The organism is Sorangium sp. So ce1335 (assembly GCF_051521615.1).
Taxonomy (GTDB): domain Bacteria; phylum Myxococcota_A; class Polyangia; order Polyangiales; family Polyangiaceae; genus Sorangium.
Genome location: NZ_CP150363.1, coordinates 11588396 through 11608125, shown reverse-complemented (window position 1 = coordinate 11608125; position 19730 = coordinate 11588396). Strand labels below are relative to the sequence as shown.

Annotated in this window: 13 protein-coding genes and 1 tRNA gene; 6 read left to right on the top strand and 8 right to left on the bottom strand. The window is 70.2% G+C overall.

The window, feature by feature from the left end; genetic code table 11:
• Positions 1-63: 63 nt before the first annotated feature.
• On the top strand, positions 64-2025 hold the full coding sequence (gene aspS, locus WMF24_RS43355) for an aspartate--tRNA ligase (RefSeq protein WP_437733342.1): 1962 nt from the start codon (positions 64-66) through the stop codon (positions 2023-2025).
• Between the two features lie 100 nt (positions 2026-2125).
• Positions 2126-3508 carry a DUF4388 domain-containing protein gene (locus tag WMF24_RS43350; RefSeq protein ID WP_437733341.1) on the top strand — a complete coding sequence of 461 codons (1383 nt, stop codon included), beginning with the start codon at positions 2126-2128 and terminating at the stop codon, positions 3506-3508.
• Between the two features lie 338 nt (positions 3509-3846).
• Here WMF24_RS43350 and WMF24_RS43345 read toward each other — a convergent pair.
• The 6 genes from WMF24_RS43345 to mxcH all read right to left on the bottom strand — a co-directional run bounded on the left by WMF24_RS43345 (position 3847) and on the right by mxcH (position 10880).
• Positions 3847-3933: transfer RNA gene (locus tag WMF24_RS43345), tRNA-Ser, on the bottom strand.
• 432 nt (positions 3934-4365) lie between these two features.
• Positions 4366-4821, bottom strand: coding sequence for a hypothetical protein (locus WMF24_RS43340; RefSeq protein ID WP_437733340.1), 456 nt, complete (start codon positions 4819-4821; stop codon positions 4366-4368).
• Positions 4814-5161: a hypothetical protein gene (locus WMF24_RS43335; RefSeq protein WP_437733339.1), complete on the bottom strand. Its 348-nt coding sequence runs from the start codon at positions 5159-5161 to the stop codon at positions 4814-4816. Before WMF24_RS43335 ends, WMF24_RS43340 begins: the two co-directional genes overlap by 8 nt.
• Positions 5154-6785: a PepSY-associated TM helix domain-containing protein gene (locus WMF24_RS43330; RefSeq protein WP_437733338.1), complete on the bottom strand. Its 1632-nt coding sequence runs from the start codon at positions 6783-6785 to the stop codon at positions 5154-5156. Before WMF24_RS43330 ends, WMF24_RS43335 begins: the two co-directional genes overlap by 8 nt.
• A 45-nt stretch (positions 6786-6830) precedes the next feature.
• The gene (locus WMF24_RS43325; RefSeq protein ID WP_437733337.1) at positions 6831-8105 is read right to left on the bottom strand and encodes a hypothetical protein; all 1275 of its coding nucleotides are present in this window, start codon (positions 8103-8105) and stop codon (positions 6831-6833) included.
• Positions 8106-8153: 48 nt separating this feature from the next.
• A complete protein-coding gene (gene mxcH, locus WMF24_RS43320) occupies positions 8154-10880 on the bottom strand; it encodes a TonB-dependent siderophore myxochelin receptor MxcH (protein WP_437733336.1) in 2727 nt (908 codons plus the stop codon).
• 336 nt (positions 10881-11216) lie between these two features.
• Between mxcH and WMF24_RS43315 the strand changes: the two genes are divergently transcribed.
• Entirely contained in the window at positions 11217-12446 is a 1230-nt protein-coding gene (locus tag WMF24_RS43315) for a hypothetical protein (protein ID WP_437733335.1), read from the top strand.
• A gap of 143 nt (positions 12447-12589) precedes the next feature.
• On the opposite strand, the gene WMF24_RS43310 is transcribed toward WMF24_RS43315, so the two are convergent.
• Together WMF24_RS43310 and WMF24_RS43305 are read right to left on the bottom strand one after the other, a co-directional pair.
• Positions 12590-13756 carry a dipeptidase gene (locus tag WMF24_RS43310; RefSeq protein ID WP_437733334.1) on the bottom strand — a complete coding sequence of 389 codons (1167 nt, stop codon included), beginning with the start codon at positions 13754-13756 and terminating at the stop codon, positions 12590-12592.
• Entirely contained in the window at positions 13753-15513 is a 1761-nt protein-coding gene (locus tag WMF24_RS43305; RefSeq protein ID WP_437733333.1) for an AMP-binding protein, read from the bottom strand. The genes WMF24_RS43310 and WMF24_RS43305 overlap by 4 nt, the downstream gene beginning before the upstream one ends.
• A gap of 218 nt (positions 15514-15731) precedes the next feature.
• On the opposite strand from WMF24_RS43305, the gene WMF24_RS43300 reads away from it, so the two are divergent.
• From WMF24_RS43300 to WMF24_RS43290, 3 genes are all read left to right on the top strand, one after another.
• A complete protein-coding gene (locus WMF24_RS43300; RefSeq protein ID WP_437733332.1) occupies positions 15732-17171 on the top strand; it encodes a diaminobutyrate--2-oxoglutarate transaminase in 1440 nt (479 codons plus the stop codon).
• A 116-nt stretch (positions 17172-17287) separates the two neighbouring features.
• Positions 17288-18979: a GMC oxidoreductase gene (locus WMF24_RS43295; RefSeq protein ID WP_437733331.1), complete on the top strand. Its 1692-nt coding sequence runs from the start codon at positions 17288-17290 to the stop codon at positions 18977-18979.
• Positions 18976-19689 (top strand): gluconate 2-dehydrogenase subunit 3 family protein, encoded by a 714-nt coding sequence (locus tag WMF24_RS43290; protein WP_437733330.1) that lies wholly within the window; start codon positions 18976-18978, stop codon positions 19687-19689. Before WMF24_RS43295 ends, WMF24_RS43290 begins: the two co-directional genes overlap by 4 nt.
• The last annotated feature ends 41 nt before the right edge of the window (positions 19690-19730 follow it).

The window sequence follows — 19730 nt, the reverse complement described above, 5'->3', positions numbered from 1 at the left end:
AGAGGCGGGCAACGGCGACCTGGGTTAGAGTCGCCGCCCCACGGAAATTTCGGAGGTCTGCTCGTGTCCCGTTTCATCGATGAGCTCAAGAGGACGCACCGCTGCGGCGATCTGCGCGAGGCGGACATTGGCAAGGAAGTCGTGCTGTTCGGCTGGGTCGCGCGGCGCCGCGATCACGGCGGCTGCATCTTCATCGACCTCCGCGACCGCACCGGCGTGACGCAGATCGTCTTCGATCGCAGCTACCTCGCGGCGATCACGAAGCTCGGCGTGAAGGCCGAGGAGAAGGAGCTCGTCGAGGCGCACGCCGCCGCGGAGAAGATCCGGTCCGAGTGGGTCATCGGCGTCCGCGGCGTCGTCGTCAGCCGCGAGGCCAACGTGAACGACAAGATCGACACGGGCGCCATCGAGGTCTGGGTCGCCGAGGCGACGGTCTTCAACCGGGCGGAGACGCCGCCGTTCGAGATCGCGGACGACATCGAGACGCGGGAGGAGATCCGCCTCCAGCACCGGTACCTCGACCTCCGCCGGAGCCCGCTCCAGCGGGCGCTGCGCATGCGCCACGAGATCAACCGGACGACCCGGAACTACCTGTCGGACCAGGGCTGCCTCGAGCTCGAGACGCCGTTCCTCGTGAAGTACACGCCCGGCGGCGCGCGCAACTTCCTCGTCCCGTCGCGGATCTCCGCCGGCAAGTTCTACGCGCTCGCCGAGAGCCCGCAGCTCTACAAGCAGCTCTTCATGGTCGCGGGCTTCGACCGCTACTTCCAGATCGTGAAGTGCTTCCGGGACGAGGACCTGCGCATCGACCGGCAGCCGGAGTTCACCCAGATCGACGTCGAGCTGTCGTTCGTGAACCAGGACGACGTCTTCGGGCTGATCGAGGGGCTCGTCTTCGCGGTCTTCAAGGCCGCCCTCGGCAAGGACCTCACGGAGCTCTACCCGACGGGCCGCTTCCCGCGCATGCCGTACGCCGAGTCGATGGCCCGCTTCGGCAACGACAAGCCCGATCTCCGCTTCGGCATCGAGCACACCGACCTGACGGACCTCATCATCGAGCACAACGGCGGCGGCGTGCCGTTCTGGGTGGAGCTCGCCGAGAAGTACCGGTCGGGCAAGCTGCGCCGCGATCTGCCGGCGGAGATCGTGAAGGGGCTCGTCATCCCGGCGAGCGCCAACCTGTCGCGCCAGCAGACCGAGGACCTCGAGCGCGGGCTCCGGGACGTGAAGGGCTTCCGGGGGCTCGCGCGGGCCAAGCTCGCCGAGGACGGCTCCTGGACGCAGTCGCCCCTCACGAAGTCGATCACGCCCGAGCTCCGGCAGAAGCTGAACGAGGCGCTCGGGGCCAAGCCGGGCGACATCCTCTGCTTCCAGTTCGGCAAGGAAGCGGTCGTGCACACCGTGATGGCGAAGCTCCGCGTCGACATCGCCAAGAAGATGGGGCTCATCCCGGAGTACGGGCATGGCGACCAGTGGCGGTTCCTCTGGGTGACGAACCCACCCCTGTTCGAGTACGACGAGGACACGGGGCGCTGGGCCGCCGCGCACCACGCGTTCACGCGGCCGATCGACGAGCACGTGCCGCTCCTCGAGAGCGATCCGGGGCGCGTCGAGTGTTACCGGTACGACCTCGTGCTCAACGGGTTCGAGATCGGCGGCGGATCGATCCGGCTGCACGACCCCGAGGTGCAGGCGCGCGTCTTCAAGACGCTGGGCATCGACGAGGGCGACGCGCGCGACAAGTTCGGGTTCCTCCTCGACGCGCTCCGGAGCGGCGCCCCGCCGCACGGCGGCATCGCGCTCGGCATGGACCGGCTCGCGATGCTGCTCAGCGGCGCGCCGACGCTGAGGGACGTCATCCCCTTCCCGAAGACGAACCAGGGCACCGACCAGATGACCGGCGCGCCCGTGGTCGTCGACGCCGCGCAGCTCGCCGAGCTGCACGTGAAATCGGTCGCCGCAGACGCCCGACCGGGCGCAACCGGCGCGACCAGCGCGACGGGCACCGGCAGCGCCGGCGCCTGATGCGCGCGCGAGGGGCCCGAGCGCGCGCGAGCTCGGGCCCCTTGGCCTTTATGTTTGCAGGCCGCGCACTTCTGATAGGGTAGGACCTGCAATCATCGCCATGGCCTCCCCGGCGCGCGTCCTCGTTGTCGACGACAGCCCGACCATCCTGAAGGTCGTCAGCGCCATCCTGGCCCGCCACGGCTTCGAGCCGGTCGTGGCGCGGGACGGGCTCGCGGGGATCGAGCTGATCAAGAAGGGGCCGAAGTACGACGTCGTGCTCCTCGACTTCGTGATGCCGAGGATGAACGGCTACGCCTTCTGCCGGGAGCTCCGGTCGAACCCGGCGCACCGCACCGTCCCCGTGGTCCTGATGAGCGCCAAGGGTGACAAGATCCGGGGCCAGTTCGTCCAGCAGACCGGCGCGGTCGACGCGATCACGAAGCCGTTCGACGCGCGCGCGCTGGTCGCCGTGATCGAGGGCGCGCTCTCGAAGGCGGCGGAGGGGCGCGCGCGGCCCGTGCCCGAGGGCGCGAAGATGCCGGACGAGGACACGATCGCCGAGAGCGTGCGGCCGAGCCTCCTCTCCCGGAACATGCTCCAGCGCGCCGGGGCCGACGTCGCGCAGCAGCTCGCGACGGTGATGGCGCCGGCGATCATGAGCCTCCCGCCCGAGGCGCGCGCGAGCGAGGCGGCCGTGATGCAGGCGGTCGCCCGCGTGATGACGAGCGAGGTGGTCTCGAAGCTGACCCTCCAGCTCCGCGACCTCGACACGCCCCCGGAGGCGAAGGAGGTGATGAGCGGCGACGTCTCCGCGATCCCGCTCGCCGAGATCCTCCAGCTCCTCCAGATGCAGCGGCAGACGGGCGTGCTCCGGGTGACGACGAACCGGGCGTCGGTCGCGATCTCGATCCGCCAGGGGCTCATCGATCTCGTGCAGGCGCGCAACTCGTCGGACGAGTTCAAGCTCGGGCGCTACTTCATCGAGCGCGGGGTGGTGACGCGCGAGCGGCTCGAGGCGCTGCTCCGCGAGAAGATGCCGGGCACGCTGCTCGGCCAGGTGCTCGTGGACGCGGGCGTCGCCACGAACGACGACCTCATCGCGGTGCTGGAGCGCCAGTCGAGCGAGCTGATCTACGAGGTGCTGCGCTGGCCTTACGGGCGCTTCTCGTTCACGCGCGAGCCGTTCCGGCCCGAGGTCGAGCAGGCGCGCCTCGGCCTCGCCGTGTCCGCGCTGGTGCTCGAGGGATTCCGGCGCGTGGACGAGTGGCGGCTCATGGAGGGGACGATCAACTTCGACCAGGTGGTCGTCGTCGACCAGGTCGCGCTCGACGGCGTGGGCTCGGGCAAGCTGACGCGCATCGAGGAGCTCGTGCTCGGGGCGGTCAACGGCTCGCGCACCGTGAACGAGGTGATCAAGGAGAGCGCGGTCGGCTCGTTCGACGCGATCAAGACGATCTACCAGTTCTTGCAGTCGCGCGTGCTGAGGACCAGGGCGGCCTGAGCGCCGCCGCGTCGGCGGAACGCGCCGCAGGCACGGGAGCGGCACGGCGCGCCGCAGGCACAGGAGCCACGCGTCGCGCCGCAGGCACAGGAGCCGCGCGTCGCGCCGCAGGCACAGGAGCCACGCGTCGCGCCGCCGCAGCGGAAACGGCGCGTCGCGCATCGCCCGAGCGCGCGTGAGGCACCGCCGCTGGCGAGCTTCGCGCTCGCGGCGTGGCGCGCGGGGTCGGCGCCGCGCGCGCGGCACGACCACGCGCCACCTGCGTGCTCGTGTGCGTTCGTCTGTGCGCCGCGTTCAGGCCGCCGCGCGGTGCGGCGTCGCGCTGAGCGCGGTCTTTGCGGAGAGGGCGGGATTCGAACCCGCGGATCAGTTTCCCGATCGCACGCTTAGCAAGCGTGTGCCTTCAGCCACTCGGCCACCTCTCCTGGTCTCCAGGAGGGTCCGCCCGACCCATGCCCAGGGCTGGGCCAGCGCGGACCTCGAAGCTTGACGATAGAAAGAGCGTCGACCCGACGACACGCGCCGCGGCCGTCGAGGGAGCGGCAACATACCAAAGAGCCTGCCGCCGTGCACAAAAGAATCGTGCGGGGATGCGCCGGCGGCGACGGAATTGTCCGACGGCGGAGCGGCGGGCGCCGGGGAGCAGCCAGACAGGCTCGACCGTGCGCCCTTCGGGTCGACCGCGGCGGCGCAGGTCATGGGGGTACTTCGTCCGAAGGTGGGGTCTTCTTGAACCGCCTAAGCGCCAAGGACGCCAAGAAAACACAAAGATCTTGGCGTCTTATGGCGTCTTGGCGGTTCCATCCTCCCGGCAGGGCTGGGGAATTCCCCCACCACCGCGCCGCACCGGACGGCGGTCACTGCGGGACCGCGTAGGCCAAGACGAACAGCACGGCGCTGAGCGCCGCGCAGACCCCCCACGCGCGGGCCGCGCTGCGGGCCAGGAACGCGACGCACATCGCCGCGATCCACAGCGGAACCACGAGCGAGAAGCCGAGGGTGCCCCGCGCGCCCTCGGAGAGCGGGGCGAACCGCGCCAGGCACACGCCCGACAGGACGGCGACCGGCAGCGTCCCGACCAGCGCCGCGACGACGCGCAGCGGGGCCTCGAGGCGCGCGAGCCGGTGGCCAGCACCTCGGGTCAGAGACCCTGCCAGGGCTCTGCCTCGCGAGCAGAGAGAGATTTCAACGCAAAGACGCCAAGAACGCAAAGGCGCAAAAATACACGGATTTGTTCTCTTCTTGCGCCTTTGCGCCTTTGCGCCTTTGCGTTGAAATCTCTCTCCGGATTCCTGGTGCGTGGAGCTAGCCATGGCGCGCCCCGAGGAGCGAGAGCGCGGCGATCGCCGGCGGGCACAGGAGGGCGAGGCCAAAGACGGCGCGCGGCCAGATCGGCGCGAGCAGGACGAGGAGGGTGGCCGCGACGAGGAGCGCCGCGAGCGCGACGAGGAACGCCGCCGGGCCGGCCTCGGCGAGGCTCCACAGCGCGACCGACAGCGAGAAGGAGGCGACCGCCAGGACCCGGGCCGCGACGCGCCACGCGCGCCTGCCGCGCAGCCGCGACGCGACGCCGAACGGGATGCGCTCGGGCCGCGCCGCGTGCAGCAACGCGAAGGCGAAGTACGCGGCAAGGACCGATGCGGCCTCAACCATGGGACGCCGTCTGCTTCCTCGCCATGAGCCCCGCCCCGCCGTGCGCCAGCGGCGCCGGCGCCGCGCCCGAGAGCGGCGCCGGCGCCTCGTCCTGCGTCGCGTGCGACGGCGCCGCGTGTCGCAGGGCTGCCCGGCGGAGCGCCCAGGCCGAGGCGCAGAGCGCCGCGGCGGCCACGAGGAGCGCGACGTCGACGGCCACCACGGCGCCGAGCTTCTGCCCCGCGCCGAGGAGCCCCGCGCCGGACCAGCGCGCCGCGAGCGCGGGGACCGGCAGCAGCAAGAGCCCCGCGAGCCCGAGCTGCTGCCACCAGAGCCGCCCGCCGTCGCGCGCGGCGAGCGCCCACGCGACGCAGAGCCCGAGCGCCACGACGAACGTGAGCTCCTCGGCCGCCGCGCGGGCGCCCCAGTCGAGCGGCAGCGCCCGGCTCGCCAGGAAGAGCGCCGCGATCGCGACGACGGTCCCCGCGCCGAAGCCCACGGTGAGCCGCGCGAGGAGGCGGTTGCCGAGGCTCTCTCGCCGCGCCTCCCGTCGAGCGAGCCAGATCAGGTTGCCGGTGAGGATCGTGGCGCACGTCGCCGCGGCGAGCACGAAGAACAGGATCCGGAGCGTGATGCCGCCGAAATCTGCGTAGTGGAGGCCGTAGATCCACCGGAACGCGCCGCTGCGCGCGCCCTCGGCGCCCGGCGCGTCGAGCGAGAGGACCGCGCCGTCGGTCGCCCGCAGGCGCACGACGCCGCGGGCGAACGGGACGCCCTCGATCGATCCGCGGATGTCGACGGTCCCGCTGTCGAGGCCGTGGTGCCGGACGCGGAGCCTCTCGGGCAGGAGCCGGGGCTCCGCCGCGCGCGCGCGCGCCATGAGCTCGTCCAGCGTCAGGCCGCGCGCGGGCGCCCCGCGCGCCGGCTCGTCCGCGAACGACGCCCCCCAGGCCGAGAGGTCCGCCCGCGCGGCGTCTCCACCGAACACGGGACCCGTGAACACCTGGACGAGCAGCCCCAGGAACACGAAGAACGCGCCGGTGTACGCGTACAGGACCTGGAACGGCAAGCCCATCACGCCGAGCACCTTGTGCATGTCCGACCACAGGACACGGCGCTTCTTGTCCGGCCGGAACTGATGAAACTGCCGGACGATGTCCTTCAGGTGGATGAGCACGCCTGTCGCCAGCGCGAGCAGCAGCGCGACGCACAGGAGGCCGCCGAGATAGAACAGCCAGTCGCCGGTCGCCCTGTGCCAGAGATAGTGCAGATCGTAGAGGAAGTCGGACAGCCGCTCGCGCTCGGGCACGACCTCCCCGTGGATCCACGACGAGACCGCCTCGCCCTGCACATGGTACTGGATCCGCGCGGCGCCCAGCCCGCCCTCCGGCAGATCGAGCCAGAGCTGCTCAGGCGTCGTCCCCGCGGCGGCGAGCCCCCGATCGAGCGTGGCCTCCAGCCCCGTCAGCTCGATCGAGGAGCGCTGCTGGGTGATGGGCTCCTCCCACACCGCGAGCTGCCTCCGGAAGAGCGTGATCCCCCCCGACAGGAACATCACGTGGAGCAAGAGCCCGCCGATCACGCCGGTCCAGGCGTGCACGTCCCAGAACGTCGTGAAGGCATGGCGGGAGAGCTTCCTGGACATCGCGGGTCACCCTGTCCCCTCGCGGAGCGCTGCGCGCCGCGCGGGCTATCGCACCTTCGCCAGGCCGTGCAGGTAGCCCGGCGTCGTCAGGCCGAGCTTCGGGCCGCCCTCGGCCGTGAGCTCGATCAGCGTGCTCTCCGTGGAGCCGCTCTCCTCGTCGATCGTGAAGACCCGGCCGTCGACCTCGAAGAAGGAGACGTTCGCGGGCGAGGGCGGAAGCTCCGGGATCGCCGCGGCCTCGTTCGTCGCGGTGTCCCACCGCCACCAGTGCCACGCCGGCTGGCCCGTGACTTCAGACATCTTTGTCTCCTCGGCGATCGTGGCGAGGCCCTCGTCGAACACCCGGAGAAAGAGGCTGTCCCCGCCCGCAGGGATGGGATCGCCCGCGATGGCCCCGTCCGTCAGCTCGCCGAGGAGCAGGGCGTAGTCCGGATCGAACGCGTCCGCGTCCTTCAGGATGCGCAGCGCGCAGGGCTCGGTGTCCAGGCGCTTCATGTGATAGGTCGCCCCCGCGAGCGCCGAGCTCACGAAGTAGGCGTCGCCCGAGGCCGTCTCGACGGGCTGCGTGATCCCGCCGCACCGGTCGTCGACCTCGAACCGCGCGACGGTGTCCGTCTCGGTGTCGATCGCGACGAGCCCTGTCTCCGGGAGGATGGTGTCCGTCGTGTTCCAGTCGACCCACCCCACCGAGACGAGCAGCGTCTTGCCGCGCAGGACAGCCCCGTATCCGTACAGCGCCAGATAGCCCTCGCGGTGCGTGTCCGGCAGCGGAATCGTCCCTTCTACCTCCATCGTCGTGGGGTTCCACACGACGATCTGCTCGCCCGCGCGATCCGGATGATAGACCTTCGTCGGCGAGATGACGTAATTCGTGGGCCAGAGGCTCTTCACGCCGAAGGGCTGGAGGCTGATCGCGTCTCCCTTGACGAGCGCGCCGCCTTCGAGCGTGTAACGCGCGATCGTCGGCGCCTGCGCCTCGCCGAGGCCGAACCAGCCAAGCCCCTCGAACGCGAACAGCCGTGCCGATCCGGGGATCTCGAGCGCCTGGGATGGGTCGACCGCCGTGCCTCGCTCGATCGACGGCAGCACGTGAAAGTAAGAGTTTGTCGCGGTGTCGTCCCAGACGCGCGTGGCGACGACGAACGCGTCGCCGCCGTCGCTGCCGCCACCGCCGCTTCCGCCGCTTCCGCTCGGGTCCGCGGGGTTCGACGGGTCGTCGTCCGCGCAGCCGCCGCCGAGCGCGCCGGTCAGGAGCGCGAGCGCGAAGGCCGTCGCGCTCGCTCGGTTCGATGATCGCTGCTTCCGCTGAACCACACCCATCGATGTCTCCATTCTGTCGTGCGAGCGAAAGGGCTCACATCGTCGTCATCACATCTCGAGCGTCGCCTTCGAGAACAACGTCCGCCCGGGCCGCCGGACACCGTAGAAATCGGAGGCCCGCTCGTCGGTGAGGTTGTGCGCCTCGATGGTGAAGCTCACCGTGCGCGGCTCGTCGCGCGCGACGTAGGTGAGCGCGATCGAGTGCAGGAGCTGCGAGGGCACCTTGGCCTTGGACTCGACACGCCCCCAGTTCTCGAAGCCGAGGTAGAACCCGTGCACGTAGCGCGTGTCCCAGGTGAGCGACAGCGTGTCGCGCGGCGCGACGACCTCCTTCAGCTGCGCGCGCGCCGAGCCGTTGGCGAAGAGCCACGGCCGGTTCGGCATCCGCTCGCCCTCGGAGCGGGAGAACAGCCCTTCGTCGGACGTCTTGCGAAAATCGTCGTAGGTGATGTTGCCGTCGAGGGCGACGTGCTCTCCCGGCGACGTCCAGCCGGCGGCGGCCTCGATGCCCAGCGACCGCGCCCCCGAGACGTGGATGTACTGGATCGATTCCGTGCGGTTGTTCAGCACGATGAGCCGCTCGACCGCGCGGACAAAGCCGTTCGCGTCGAGCCGCCACGCGCCCGACGCGGTGTCGCGCGCGTCGATCGTGAAGCCGAGGTTTCCGTTGTGGCTCGTCTCGGGCTTCAGATCGAGGTTGGCGACGATCATCGCCCCGTCGCCGAACACCTCGACGGGCCGCGGGAGCCGCGTCGCCCACTCGTACGACGCCTTGGCGTAGAGCCACTCGGAGAAGCGATAGCGGAGGCCGTCGCCGACGCCGAGGCGGTGGGTGTCGCGCTCCCGCTGGTCGAAGCGCCCGTGGAGCCCGGGCAGGCGCCCCTTCATGCGGAGCATCTGCACGTAGTCCTTCACGAAGAAGCGGTTCTCCAGGCGATCGTCGAGCAGGTTGAGCTGGTGCTCGACGCCGTACACCCAGGTGAACAGGCTGTGCGCGCCCCTGAGCTGCTCGTTGGCCCGAGAGTTCTCCGGGCTTCGCTCCTCCGCCGTGCGCCGGATGAACGTCGGGGACGCGGAGAGCTGCAGCGCGTGCTCCGGGTGGGGCCTGTAGCGGAGGCTCAGGCGGCCGAGCCCGCTGTGCTCCCGGAACACCCGATCCCGGGGGGGCGACTCGTCCTCACCTGGCGTGCGGCGCTTGCGGAAGCAGCGGCCGAACCAGTCGTAGATGCAGTCGCTGACATCGAGGAAGGTGGCGCGCCCGTACGTGTACCCGAGCAGCGCTTCGAGGGCGACGCCTCGGCCGAGCCCCTGCTCGTACTGGAGCGTCGCGCCCGGCACGGTCTCGCCGTTCGTGACCTCGCCATAGGGCTCCTTCATGACGCCGAACTTGTGCTGATGCTCCTTGTCGTAGTCGGTGACGAAGGCGCGCAGCAGCAGCCGCCGCGCCCAGGATCGGTTCACGAAGCCGAGCTCGGCGCTCCCGCCCGCCGCCCGGTAGGCGTCATGGAAGCGGTAGGCGCGGGCGTGTCCCTCGCGCCCGGTCGTGGGATCCGCCGTCACGACGTCCACGGGGTAGTCGTTCTTCGCGGAGTCGAAGAAGCCGCCCACGCGGGCGAAGAAGCCGCTCGGCTCGTGCAGGTGCCGCGCGGAGAGCGTGAGCCGGTGCGAGTCGTAGGAGCCGACCTCGTAGGACGCCGCGCCGTGGGTGCCGCGGACGTCCCTGTCCGTGACCAGGTTGACGGCCCCGCCCAGCGCGTCGGCGCCGAAGTCCACCGGGACGACGCCGCGGTAGATCTCGACGCGCTCGACGAGGTTCACCGGCACGTTCGTGACGCCGAACGGGTACCCCGCGAGATCGAGCGGCACGCCGTCGATGAAGAAGCGGATCTGCTCGTCCGTGAGGCCGTTCAGCGAGAACCGCGCCCACGACCCGAGCCCCGCGCTCCTGCGCACGCCGACGCCCTGGGTGCGGGCGAGCACCTCGCCCATGTCGGCGGTCCTGCGCTGCGCCTCCACGGTCTCGATGACGGTGATCGCCTGCGCGGACTGCCGGAGGCGCTCGGCCTCGGCGCCGCGCACGGTCACCGCGATGGGCGCGGGGACGGGCGCCTGGGCGGGCTGCGGCGCGGTCTCGGCCGCGCGCGCGGGCGCTGCCACCTGCGCGGGCGCTGCGACGGCGACGGGGGCGATCGCGGGCGATGACGCACGCGCGGCGGAGATCCCGGCCTGCTCGCGATCGCGCGCCGTCGAGGCGGGCGACGGCGGCTCCTCGGGCAGCCGGAAATCGTAACCGTAGAGGATGCGCGAGGCGACCGGCGTGCCGCCCCGGCGCGCCGGCGTGAAGCGGAACCGGAGCGCCGCCGCGCGCGCCGCCTCGTCGAAGCCGTGGCCCGCGCGGGCCGCGATCTCCGCCTCGGTCACGCGCCCCGACGCGTCGATCAGGAGCTTCAGCACGACCCTGCCCTCCTGTCGTGCCGCGCGAGCCTCCGGCGGATACTCGGCCTCCACGCCCTCGACGAGCTGCGGCGGCTCGACGCGCGCGCCCCCCACCCCGGGCGGAGCGCGCTCGCCGCCCGGGGCGCCGGCATCAGGCGCCCTCGCGGCCGCGGAAGGGCCGCGCGCGCTCGCGTCACGATCGCGCTCCCCGGGACCGCCGCGCTCGACGCCGCCCGGCGCGCTGCCGTCCTGAGCGTGCGCTGGCGCAGGCACGCCGGGCAGCAGAAAAGCCAGCGCCCCCGCAAGCAGGCCCCGGCGCGCGAGAGGACGTCGCGTCACGGCATCACCCCTCGGCGTGGAGCGCGCTTCGGCGCGTGAAGAGGCGGGTGAAGCGGGCGGGCGTCCATGTCCGGAAGCCTCCGGTACCCGACCTGAAAACCCAAATCAATTTCATCTTCGTTTCCTGAAAACGGTGTTCGGGACGCCTTTCTCCTGACTCGTCCTCCTGACCCGTCTCCTATGTGTGTTCCACATAACAAACACTGATCTCTTGCTCAGCCATCCACTTCTTCCGCTGTGAAAATCCTGGCGAGATCTTGACGCGTTCTCATGAAAATGAAAGTGATAGTCATTCTCAAAATTTGGACGCCAAACAGCCACGTCAGGATCTGCCTTATGCGGAACACATTTCTTTTCCGGACCACCGCTCTCCTCGCCTTTTCAGGCTTCGCCGCCCTATCGAGCGCCTGCTCCTCGGACGACCCGTCGGGCGCCAACGGCGGAGATGTGCCCGACTCGGCAACCAACCCTGCGGTCCTCGTCGCGGGCCAGGTGTACAACCCCGGTGACGAGTTCCTGACCTACATCGGCATCTTCCCGGAAGTGCCGCAAGGCGACGTGGGCTTCGGCGATTTCCGCGAGTTCGGCAATGCCACCGTCACCGTGTACGGCGGCCGCGTCTTCGTCGAGCAGGACGGCGTGATGCAACGCTTCTCCGTGAACGAGAAGCTCGAGCTCGTGGACGGGCCGCGCTTCACCTGGGCGGACCTCGGGATCTCCGGCGCCAACGCCACCTCCACGGTGTTCATCTCCGCCACGAGGGCGTACACGTTTGCGCCGCAGCTCGGGGTGATCGTCGTGTGGGATCCGGAGGCCATGGTGAGGACCGCCATCGTCGATCTCGACTTCCCGGAGCGCCCCGAGGGCATGGAGACCTGGGCGTACGATGGGCACGTCGTCGGTGACAACGTCATCTGGAACGTGTTCTCCGGCAATTTCGAGGCATCCGTGCCCCATCCTGCGTTGACGCTCGCCATTGCGCCGGCGCACAGCGAGGCGCCGCCGACGTTCGTCGAGGATGCGCGCTGCTTGCCAGGGGGGCCGTCTTTCCTCGACGAGAACGGCGACTACTACGTCCACGGGGGGGGCTATTACGGCTACTTCCACGCCTACGGCGGCATCCAGGACAGCCGCACGTGCGCCTTGCGGGTCAAGGCCGGTACGACCGAGTTCGACCCCGACTACCTGCTCGACTACGAGGCGGTCACCGGCAGTTATGTCAACACGCCCTGGATCGGCGTGACCGAGGGCCAGTACGTGACGCGCGCCTGGGATCCGAGCGTGCCCATTCCCGAGCTCGCCGACGATTTCTGGGCGGCAGAGACGAACCGCGCGATGCTCGTCGATCAGGCCTCCGGCACGGCTGCGCCCTACCCTGACCTGGATGGATTCTTCAGCATCGACGGAGAGACCCGTATCGTCGACGGGGTGAGCTACTTCCAGCTCAGCAAGACGGGCTACGACGTCGGTGGCAACGCCGAGGTCGTCGAGCTCCATCCCGACGGCATCCGCCAGAAGTTCCGCCTGAGCGGCGGCTTCTTGCTCGCGCTGGCGCGCGTGCGCTGAAGGCCCGATGGCTCCCCGCGGGGCACCGTCGTATCGGTGCCTCGCAGGAGGAGCAGCTTGTAGAGCCGTACGGCGGGAAGGTTCTTCGCGAGCTCATCGCGCCGTGCAGGTCTCGGCACCTGCGCGGGCGCCGGCGACGCACGTCACGGGGGCAGGACCTGGGACAGCACGCGCTGGACGTTCAGGCCCATGATCGCCCGGATCTGATCCTCGGAAAAGCCGGCGCCGAGCAACGCCTCGGTCAGCGACGCCATCTGCGAGGCGTCGATGGGGGTCTCGACGAAGCCGTCGAAATCGGAGCCCAGCGCGACGTGGTCGACGCCAATGCGATCGACGGTGTAGCGGATGGCCCGCACGATGGAGGCGAGATCGGCACCGCACGTCGCGCTCTCGAAGAAGCCGATGCCGACGACGCCGCCGGCGGCCGCGGTGCGGTCGAGCGCCGCGTCGCTGATGTTGCGCGGGCTGTCGCACGTGCCGAGCACTCCGGTGTGGGAAAAGACGACCGGCTTCGTGGCCACCGCGAGCACGTCGTCGATGGTCTGCGGGGAGGCGTGCGCCAGATCGACCAGCATGCCCAGCCGCTCCATCTCGGCGATGACCTGTCGCCCAAACGGCAGGAGGCCGTGCTTTTGCTCGCCGTGCGCCGAGCCCCCGACCTCCGTGTCGAAGAAATGGGACGGCGCCATCATGCGAAATCCGGCGTCGAACAGGCGCTGGACGTTCTCCAGCTTGCCTTCGAGCACCTGCGCCCCCTCGAGGCCGAGGAAGCCGGCCGTTTGCCTGGGGTCGCGGGCGCGAGCCTCGATGTAGCGCGTCAGCTCCCCGCGGGTGCGGATGACACGCAGCTTGCCCCCCGAGTCGAGCGCCGCTGCGTGCAGGCGCTCGGCCTGGTACAGCGCGCGCTCCAGCAGCGACGTCCAGGTGCGGAGGGGCCAGCGCTCGGCCACGAACAGGAGCGCCGTCAGGTCGCTCGTGCCCGAGTTGCTCTCCAGATTCATGTCCCAGGGCACCTGGCTGACGATCGTGAACGCCTGCAGCGCCACACCGCCCTCGATGAGCCGCGGCACGTCCACGTGCCCGCGCTCGTTGCGCTCGTTGAGGGAGCGATTCCACATCAGCGAGTCGGCGTGCAGATCCGCGACCCACAGGCCCTGGTGCAGCGCCAGAGCGCGCTGGTCCGGGGCCGCGGGAGGCGGCGCGTTCGTCGCGTTCGCGAGGTCGTCCACCACGGGCGGCAGGACGAAGTGGAACACCCCGAGCCCGGCGACCAGCGCGCCGAGCGCGTACAGCCACGCTTTCTTCTTCATGGGGCGTCCATCGATCCCCTCGTCTCCACGGCGGGCCGCGCCGGCAGCTCGTACGTGGCGAGGGGCTCGATCTGCTTGTTCTCCCAGGCCTTGCGGCAGGCCGATCGCATCAGCTTGCCGCTGGAGGTGAGCGGCACGGTCCCGGGCGCGAGCAACAGCACGAGCCGGGCGGGCTCGCCGTGGAGCATCGCCACGGTCTCGCTGATGCGCTGGCACAGCGCGTTCAAGTCGACGAGCTTCTGCATGCGCGGGCTCACCTCGGCCGCAACGGCGATCTGCTCTTCTCCGTCGATCTCCAGGCCGAACGCCACGGTGCGGCCGCGGCGCAACACCTCGGCGCGCTCCTCGACGCTGCGCTCGATGTCCTGCGGATACAGGTTGTACCCACGGACGATGATCAGGTCCTTCAGGCGTCCGGTGACGACCAGCTCGCCCTGCTGGAGAAAGCCCAGGTCCCCGGTGCGCAGCCAGGTGCGCGAGCCCCTGGTAACGAAGCTCGCGTTCGTCGCTTCCGGGTTGTTCCAGTAGCCACGCGCCACGCTCGGCCCCGCCACCCAGATCTCCCCGACCGCGCCCTCCGCGAGCGCCGCGCCGGTCTCCGGGTGCGCGATGATCACGTCGTGCTCGGGTTGCGCGCCGCCACAGCACACGAGCGCGCGACCAGCGTCAGACGGTTCCACGCGGTCCTCCGACAGCGCCGCGGCGTCCACCCGCACGCTCCGCACGCCGCTCCCACGCCGCCCGCCGGTCACCAGCAGCGTCGACTCTGCCAGCCCGTAGCACGGGTACAGGGCCTTCGCGTCGAAGCCGACCGCCGAAAACTTCTGCGCGAAATCGCTCAGGGTCTGCTCGTGGACGGGCTCGGCGCCGCAGAACGCGAGACGCCAGCTCGACAGGTCGAGCGAGAGCGCCGCCGGGTCGCCCACGCGCTGCGCGCACAGGCGGTAGGCGAAATCAGGACCGCCGCTGACCGTGCCGCCGTGCTTCGACACGGCGGCGAGCCAGCGCTCCGGGCGTTCCATGAAGTGCTGCGGCCCGAGCAGCACGCTCGGGATGCCATGGTAGAGCGGCTGAAGCAGCGTGCCGATCAGCCCCATGTCGTGAAACAGCGGCAGCCAGGTCACGACCACGTCGTCGGCGCTCATCGAGAACGCAGCGCTGATGGCGCGCTCGCCCGCCATCAAGCTGGCGTGGCTCAGCATCACGCCCTTGGGCGACGTCGTCGAGCCCGAGGTGTACTGCAACATGGCCAGGGCGTCGGGGCTCGGACGTGTCCAGCGCCACGCCTCGCCGTCCGTCGGGTTGGCGGCGTCTGTTGCGACGAGCTGTGCGGCGCCGAGCTCCGGCACCACCGCCCTGGCGGCGCCCAGCGGGACAGCGAGCGCGCTGTTCGTGAGCACGAGGCGCGGCGTCGCGTCCTTCAGGATGGAGACCAGACGCCCCGAGTGCCGCGGATCGGGCGACGCGGGCGGATACGCTGGCACGGCGATCAAGCCGGCATACAAGCAACCCAGGAACGCGACCACGTAGTCGGGGCCCGTCGGGTAGATCAACAGCGCGCGATCTCCGGGCGCCGCGCGCTCCGAGAGCAGGGCCGCGCAGGCGCGCGCGCGCGCGTGGAGCTCGCCATAGCCATAGACGTGAGTGGGCGTGTCGCCGTCCGTCAGAAACGTGAGCGCCGGCCGCTCCGGGTGGAGCGCTGCGCGCTCGATAAGCAGCTCCACGATGGTGGGGGATAACGCAGGATCAAGCGTCACGGCACTCCTCGCTGTGGGGGCCCGGGTGTCAACGCCGGAGCCCACCATTATTAGTTTTGATTTTCATTTGCAACAAAAATCGCCCTCGTTGCGAGCCAGGCGACATGACGTTCTATGTACAGAAGAAATTTTCAGTTACAGTGTGCGGCAGCGTATCATGAAAATCATTTTCATTTGCTCCTTGTGCGCTCTCCTCCGGCGTAGTAGAGGTTTCACGCATGGTCAGGGAAGTCCACTGTTACTCGGAAGCCCCTCACGTCCATGAGTCCTTGGCCCAACGTCACGCCGCGCTGGCAGGGCAATACTCGTTCTCCGAGAGCGCCATCCTGTCGCGGCAGGCGCGGCGAGAGTCGAATGCGCGCACCTATCCTCGCCGCATCCCGCTGGCCCTGAAGCGCGCCAAAGGCATCTACGTCGAGGACGTGGAAGGTCGGGTGTTCATCGATTGTCTCGCAGCGGCGGGCACGCTGCCGCTCGGCCACAATCACCCGGTGGTCGTGGAGGCGCTGGAGCAGGCGCTGCGCTCCGAGATCCCGATGCAGACGCTCGATTTGACGACGCCGGCCAAGGACGCCTTCGTCGAGGAGCTGTTCTCCCTCTTGCCGGGCGGGCTGTCGGCGCGCGCGCGCGTCCAGTTCTGCGGCCCTGCGGGCACCGACGCGATCGAGGCGGCGGTGAAGCTGGTGAAGAGCGCGACGCGGCGGCCCACGATGTTCGCGTTCCAGGGCGGCTACCACGGCATGTCGCAGGGCGCGCTCAGCATGATGGGGAACCTGGGCCCGAAGCGAGCGCTCGCGGGCAGCCTCGGAGGCGTGCAGTTCTTGCCGTACCCGTATGACTATCGCTGCCCCTTCGGTCTCGGCGGCGAGGCGGGCGAGGCGGCGGGAATCGCGTACATCCAGAGCCTGCTCGGCGACCCCGAGAGCGGCGTGATCACGCCCGCCGGCGTGCTCGTCGAGGCGGTGCAGGGGGAAGGCGGGGTGATCCCCTGCTCGCCGCGCTGGCTGTCTCGCTTGCGGGAGCTGTGCTCGCAATACGACGTGCCGCTGATCCTGGACGAAGTGCAGACAGGCTTCGGGCGCACGGGCAGAATGTTCGCGTTCGAGCACGCCGGCATCACGCCGGACGTGGTGGTGCTGTCCAAGGCCATCGGCGGCGGCTTGCCGCTGTCGGTCGTTGTGTACGATGAGTCGCTCGACACCTGGAAGCCTGGCGCACACGCCGGCACGTTCCGGGGCAATCAACTGGGCATCGTGGCCGGGCTGGCGACGCTGCGCTTCATCCGGCGCGAGCGCCTCGACGAGCACGCCGCTGCCATGGGGAAGCGGCTGGCGGCGCACCTGAGCGCGCTCTCGAGGCAGCATGCCTGCATCGGTGATGTGCGCGGGCGCGGCCTGATGCTCGGCGTCGAGATCGTGAAGCCCGGCGAGCGCGACGCGTTCGGGCGGCCGCTCGCTGGCGGCGAGCTGGCGTCGGCGCTGCAGCGGGCGTGCCTGCGGCGCGGCCTGATCCTCGAGCTCGGCGGGCGGCACAGCAGCACGGTGCGCCTGCTGCCGCCGTTGATCATCACCGAAACGGAGATCGATCGGGTCGCGGAGATCTTCGCGGGAGCGCTCGCCGACATCGAGAGCCCGGCGCGAGGCGCTGCCCAGGCCTGATTCGAGCGCTCGAGCTGGCTCCGCCGACGTCCGCCGTGGCGTGTCGGTACATCCCGGCACCGTCGCGCGCAGGCGCCCCACGAGCGAGCACGCGCGGGACGCGCGGGAGAACTGAGTTGGATCAGAAGCCGAAACCCAATACCTACGACGCCATCGTCGTCGGCACCGGCGTCAGCGGCGGCTGGGCCGCCAAGGAGCTGTGCGAGCGGGGCCTCGAGACGCTGGTGCTCGAGCGAGGGCGCGACGTGGCGCACCCGACGGACTACGTGACGGCGATGAAGGCGCCGTGGGAGCTGCCGCACGGCGATCGCCTGACCACGGCGGACCGCCGCCGCATGCCGGTCCAGAACCGGAGCGGCGTCGTGCGACAGTCGAACAAGCACTGGTTCGTGGACGACGAGCAGCACCCGTACGTCGAAGAGAAGCCGTTCGACTGGATCCGCGGCTACCACGTCGGGGGCCGCTCGCTCACCTGGGGACGCCAGAGCTACCGCTTCAGCGATCTCGATTTCGAGGCGAACGCCGCCGAGGGCGTCGGTGTGGATTGGCCGATCCGGTATCGCGATCTGGCGCCGTGGTACGACCATGTCGAGCGCTTCATCGGGGTCAGCGGCGCGCAGGATGGTCTGCCGCAGTTGCCCGACGGCAGCTTCTTGCCGCCCATGGAGATGAACTGCGTCGAGGGGCACATGGCGAGCGCGATCAACGCGCGCTTCCCCGAGCGGCGGGTGATCATCGGGCGCACCGCCAACTTGACGCGCGCCTTGAATGGCCGTGGCCCGTGCATGTACCGCGATCTGTGCGAGCGCGGCTGCCCGTTCGGGGCCTATTTCAGCAGCCCGTCCTCCACGCTGCCTGCCGCGGCGGCGACAGGGCGCATGACGCTCCGCCCGCACGCGATCGTCAGCGAGGTGATCTACGACGACGTCCAGGGCAGGGCCGTCGGCGTGCGGGTCATCGACGCGCTCAGCCTGCGGGTGGAGGAGTTCTTCGCGCGCGTGATCTTCCTGAACGCGTCGACGCTCGGCACCACGTTCATCCTGCTCAACTCGACGTCGCGCCGCTTCCCGAACGGCCTCGGCAACGACAGCGGGGAGCTCGGCTGCAACCTGATGGATCACCACTTCATGGCCGGCGCCTGGGGCGAGCATGACGGCTTCGCCGACCGCTACTACACAGGCCGGCGCCCGAACGGGATCTACATCCCGCGCTTCCGCAACCTCGACAGGAGCGGGAGGCGCGCGTACCTGCGCGGCTTCGGGTATCAAGGCGCCGCCACGCGCGGGGACTGGCGGCGGACGGTCGCCGAGATGACCGTCGGGCCGGCGCTCAAGCGCGCGCTCGCGGAGCCAGGCAAGTGGAATATCGGGATCACCGGCTTCGGCGAGTGCCTGCCGAACCACAAGAACCGGGTGAGGCTCGATCCGCAGCGGCGCGATTCCTTCGGGCTACCGCAGCTGTCGATCCGCTGCGAATTCGGACCGAACGAACAGGAGATGCGCAAGGACATGCAGACGGCGGCGGCGGAGATGCTCGAGGCCGCGGGCTTCCAGCGGGTCACGCCGTTCGATGACGGCAGCACACCGGGCTGCTCCATCCACGAGATGGGCACCGCGCGCATGGGACGCGATCCGAGGACCTCGGTGCTCAACGCGCACAACCAGGTGCACGGCGCAAAGAACGTCTTCGTGACCGACGGTGCATGCATGACCTCGTCGGCGTGTCAGAACCCGTCGCTCACGTACATGGCGTTGACGGCGCGCGCGGCGGCGTTCGCGGTCTCCGAGCTCGACAAGGGGCACCTGTGACGCGCGTCAAGAACGAGGGCGGCGCGCCGGAGGCCGCGGCGGGCAGCGCCGCGGGTGCAGCGCTCGATGCGGCAGCGGCGACGCGGGACGGCGAGCGCCCGGTGGTCAGCCGCCGTCGCTGGATCCTGGCGGCGTCCGCCGTGCTGGGCGGCTCCGTCGCTGCCGCGCTCGCCGGGCGCTCGGTGCTGTCCCAGCCGCCGCCAGCGGCGTCCGCGCCGTCGCCGCCGCCGGCCCCGGCGCGCGTCCCGCGCTTCCAGGCGAAGCTCTTCAGCCTGGAGCAGGCGTTGCTCGTCGAGGATCTGGCCGAGCATATCATCCCGGAGACCGACAGCCCTGGCGCCCTGAGCGCCGGCGTACCCGCCTATATCGAGGACATCGTCCTCGAGGTGTACGACGAGGCCGAGCGGCGGGCTTTCTTGCAAGCCCTCGACGCGACCGGCGCCGAGGCGCGGGCGGCCTACGGGCGCGCGTTTCACGAGTGCCGCGCCGAGGAGCGCGAGGCGCTCGTCGCGCGCGGGCTCGAGGGCTGCGCGCCGTCGTTCGATACAGGTGAGCCGTGGTGCTTCTTTCAAGCCTTCCGCGCGCTGTGCATCGAGGGCTTTTGCCAGTCACTGCCCGGCGCCACGCGCGCGCTGCAATACCAGAGCGTCCCCGGTGAATACCATGGCTGCGTCCCGCTCGCCGAGGTCGGGCGCGCGTGGGCCACATGACGTCGTCAGGGGGAGAGATGAAGACTCGATCAGCAACAGGA

Bases quoted from the DNA above. Each gene is read 5' to 3' on its own strand.
- WMF24_RS43350 (WP_437733341.1), top strand. From the start codon at position 2,126: ATGGCCTCCCCGGCGCGCGTCCTCGTTGTCGACGACAGCCCGACCATC.
- WMF24_RS43340 (WP_437733340.1), bottom strand. From the start codon at position 4,821: ATGGCTAGCTCCACGCACCAGGAATCCGGAGAGAGATTTCAACGCAAA.
- WMF24_RS43335 (WP_437733339.1), bottom strand. From the start codon at position 5,161: ATGGTTGAGGCCGCATCGGTCCTTGCCGCGTACTTCGCCTTCGCGTTG.
- WMF24_RS43330 (WP_437733338.1), bottom strand. From the start codon at position 6,785: ATGTCCAGGAAGCTCTCCCGCCATGCCTTCACGACGTTCTGGGACGTG.
- WMF24_RS43325 (WP_437733337.1), bottom strand. From the start codon at position 8,105: ATGGGTGTGGTTCAGCGGAAGCAGCGATCATCGAACCGAGCGAGCGCG.
- WMF24_RS43315 (WP_437733335.1), top strand. From the start codon at position 11,217: ATGCGGAACACATTTCTTTTCCGGACCACCGCTCTCCTCGCCTTTTCA.
- WMF24_RS43310 (WP_437733334.1), bottom strand. From the start codon at position 13,756: ATGAAGAAGAAAGCGTGGCTGTACGCGCTCGGCGCGCTGGTCGCCGGG.
- WMF24_RS43300 (WP_437733332.1), top strand. From the start codon at position 15,732: ATGGTCAGGGAAGTCCACTGTTACTCGGAAGCCCCTCACGTCCATGAG.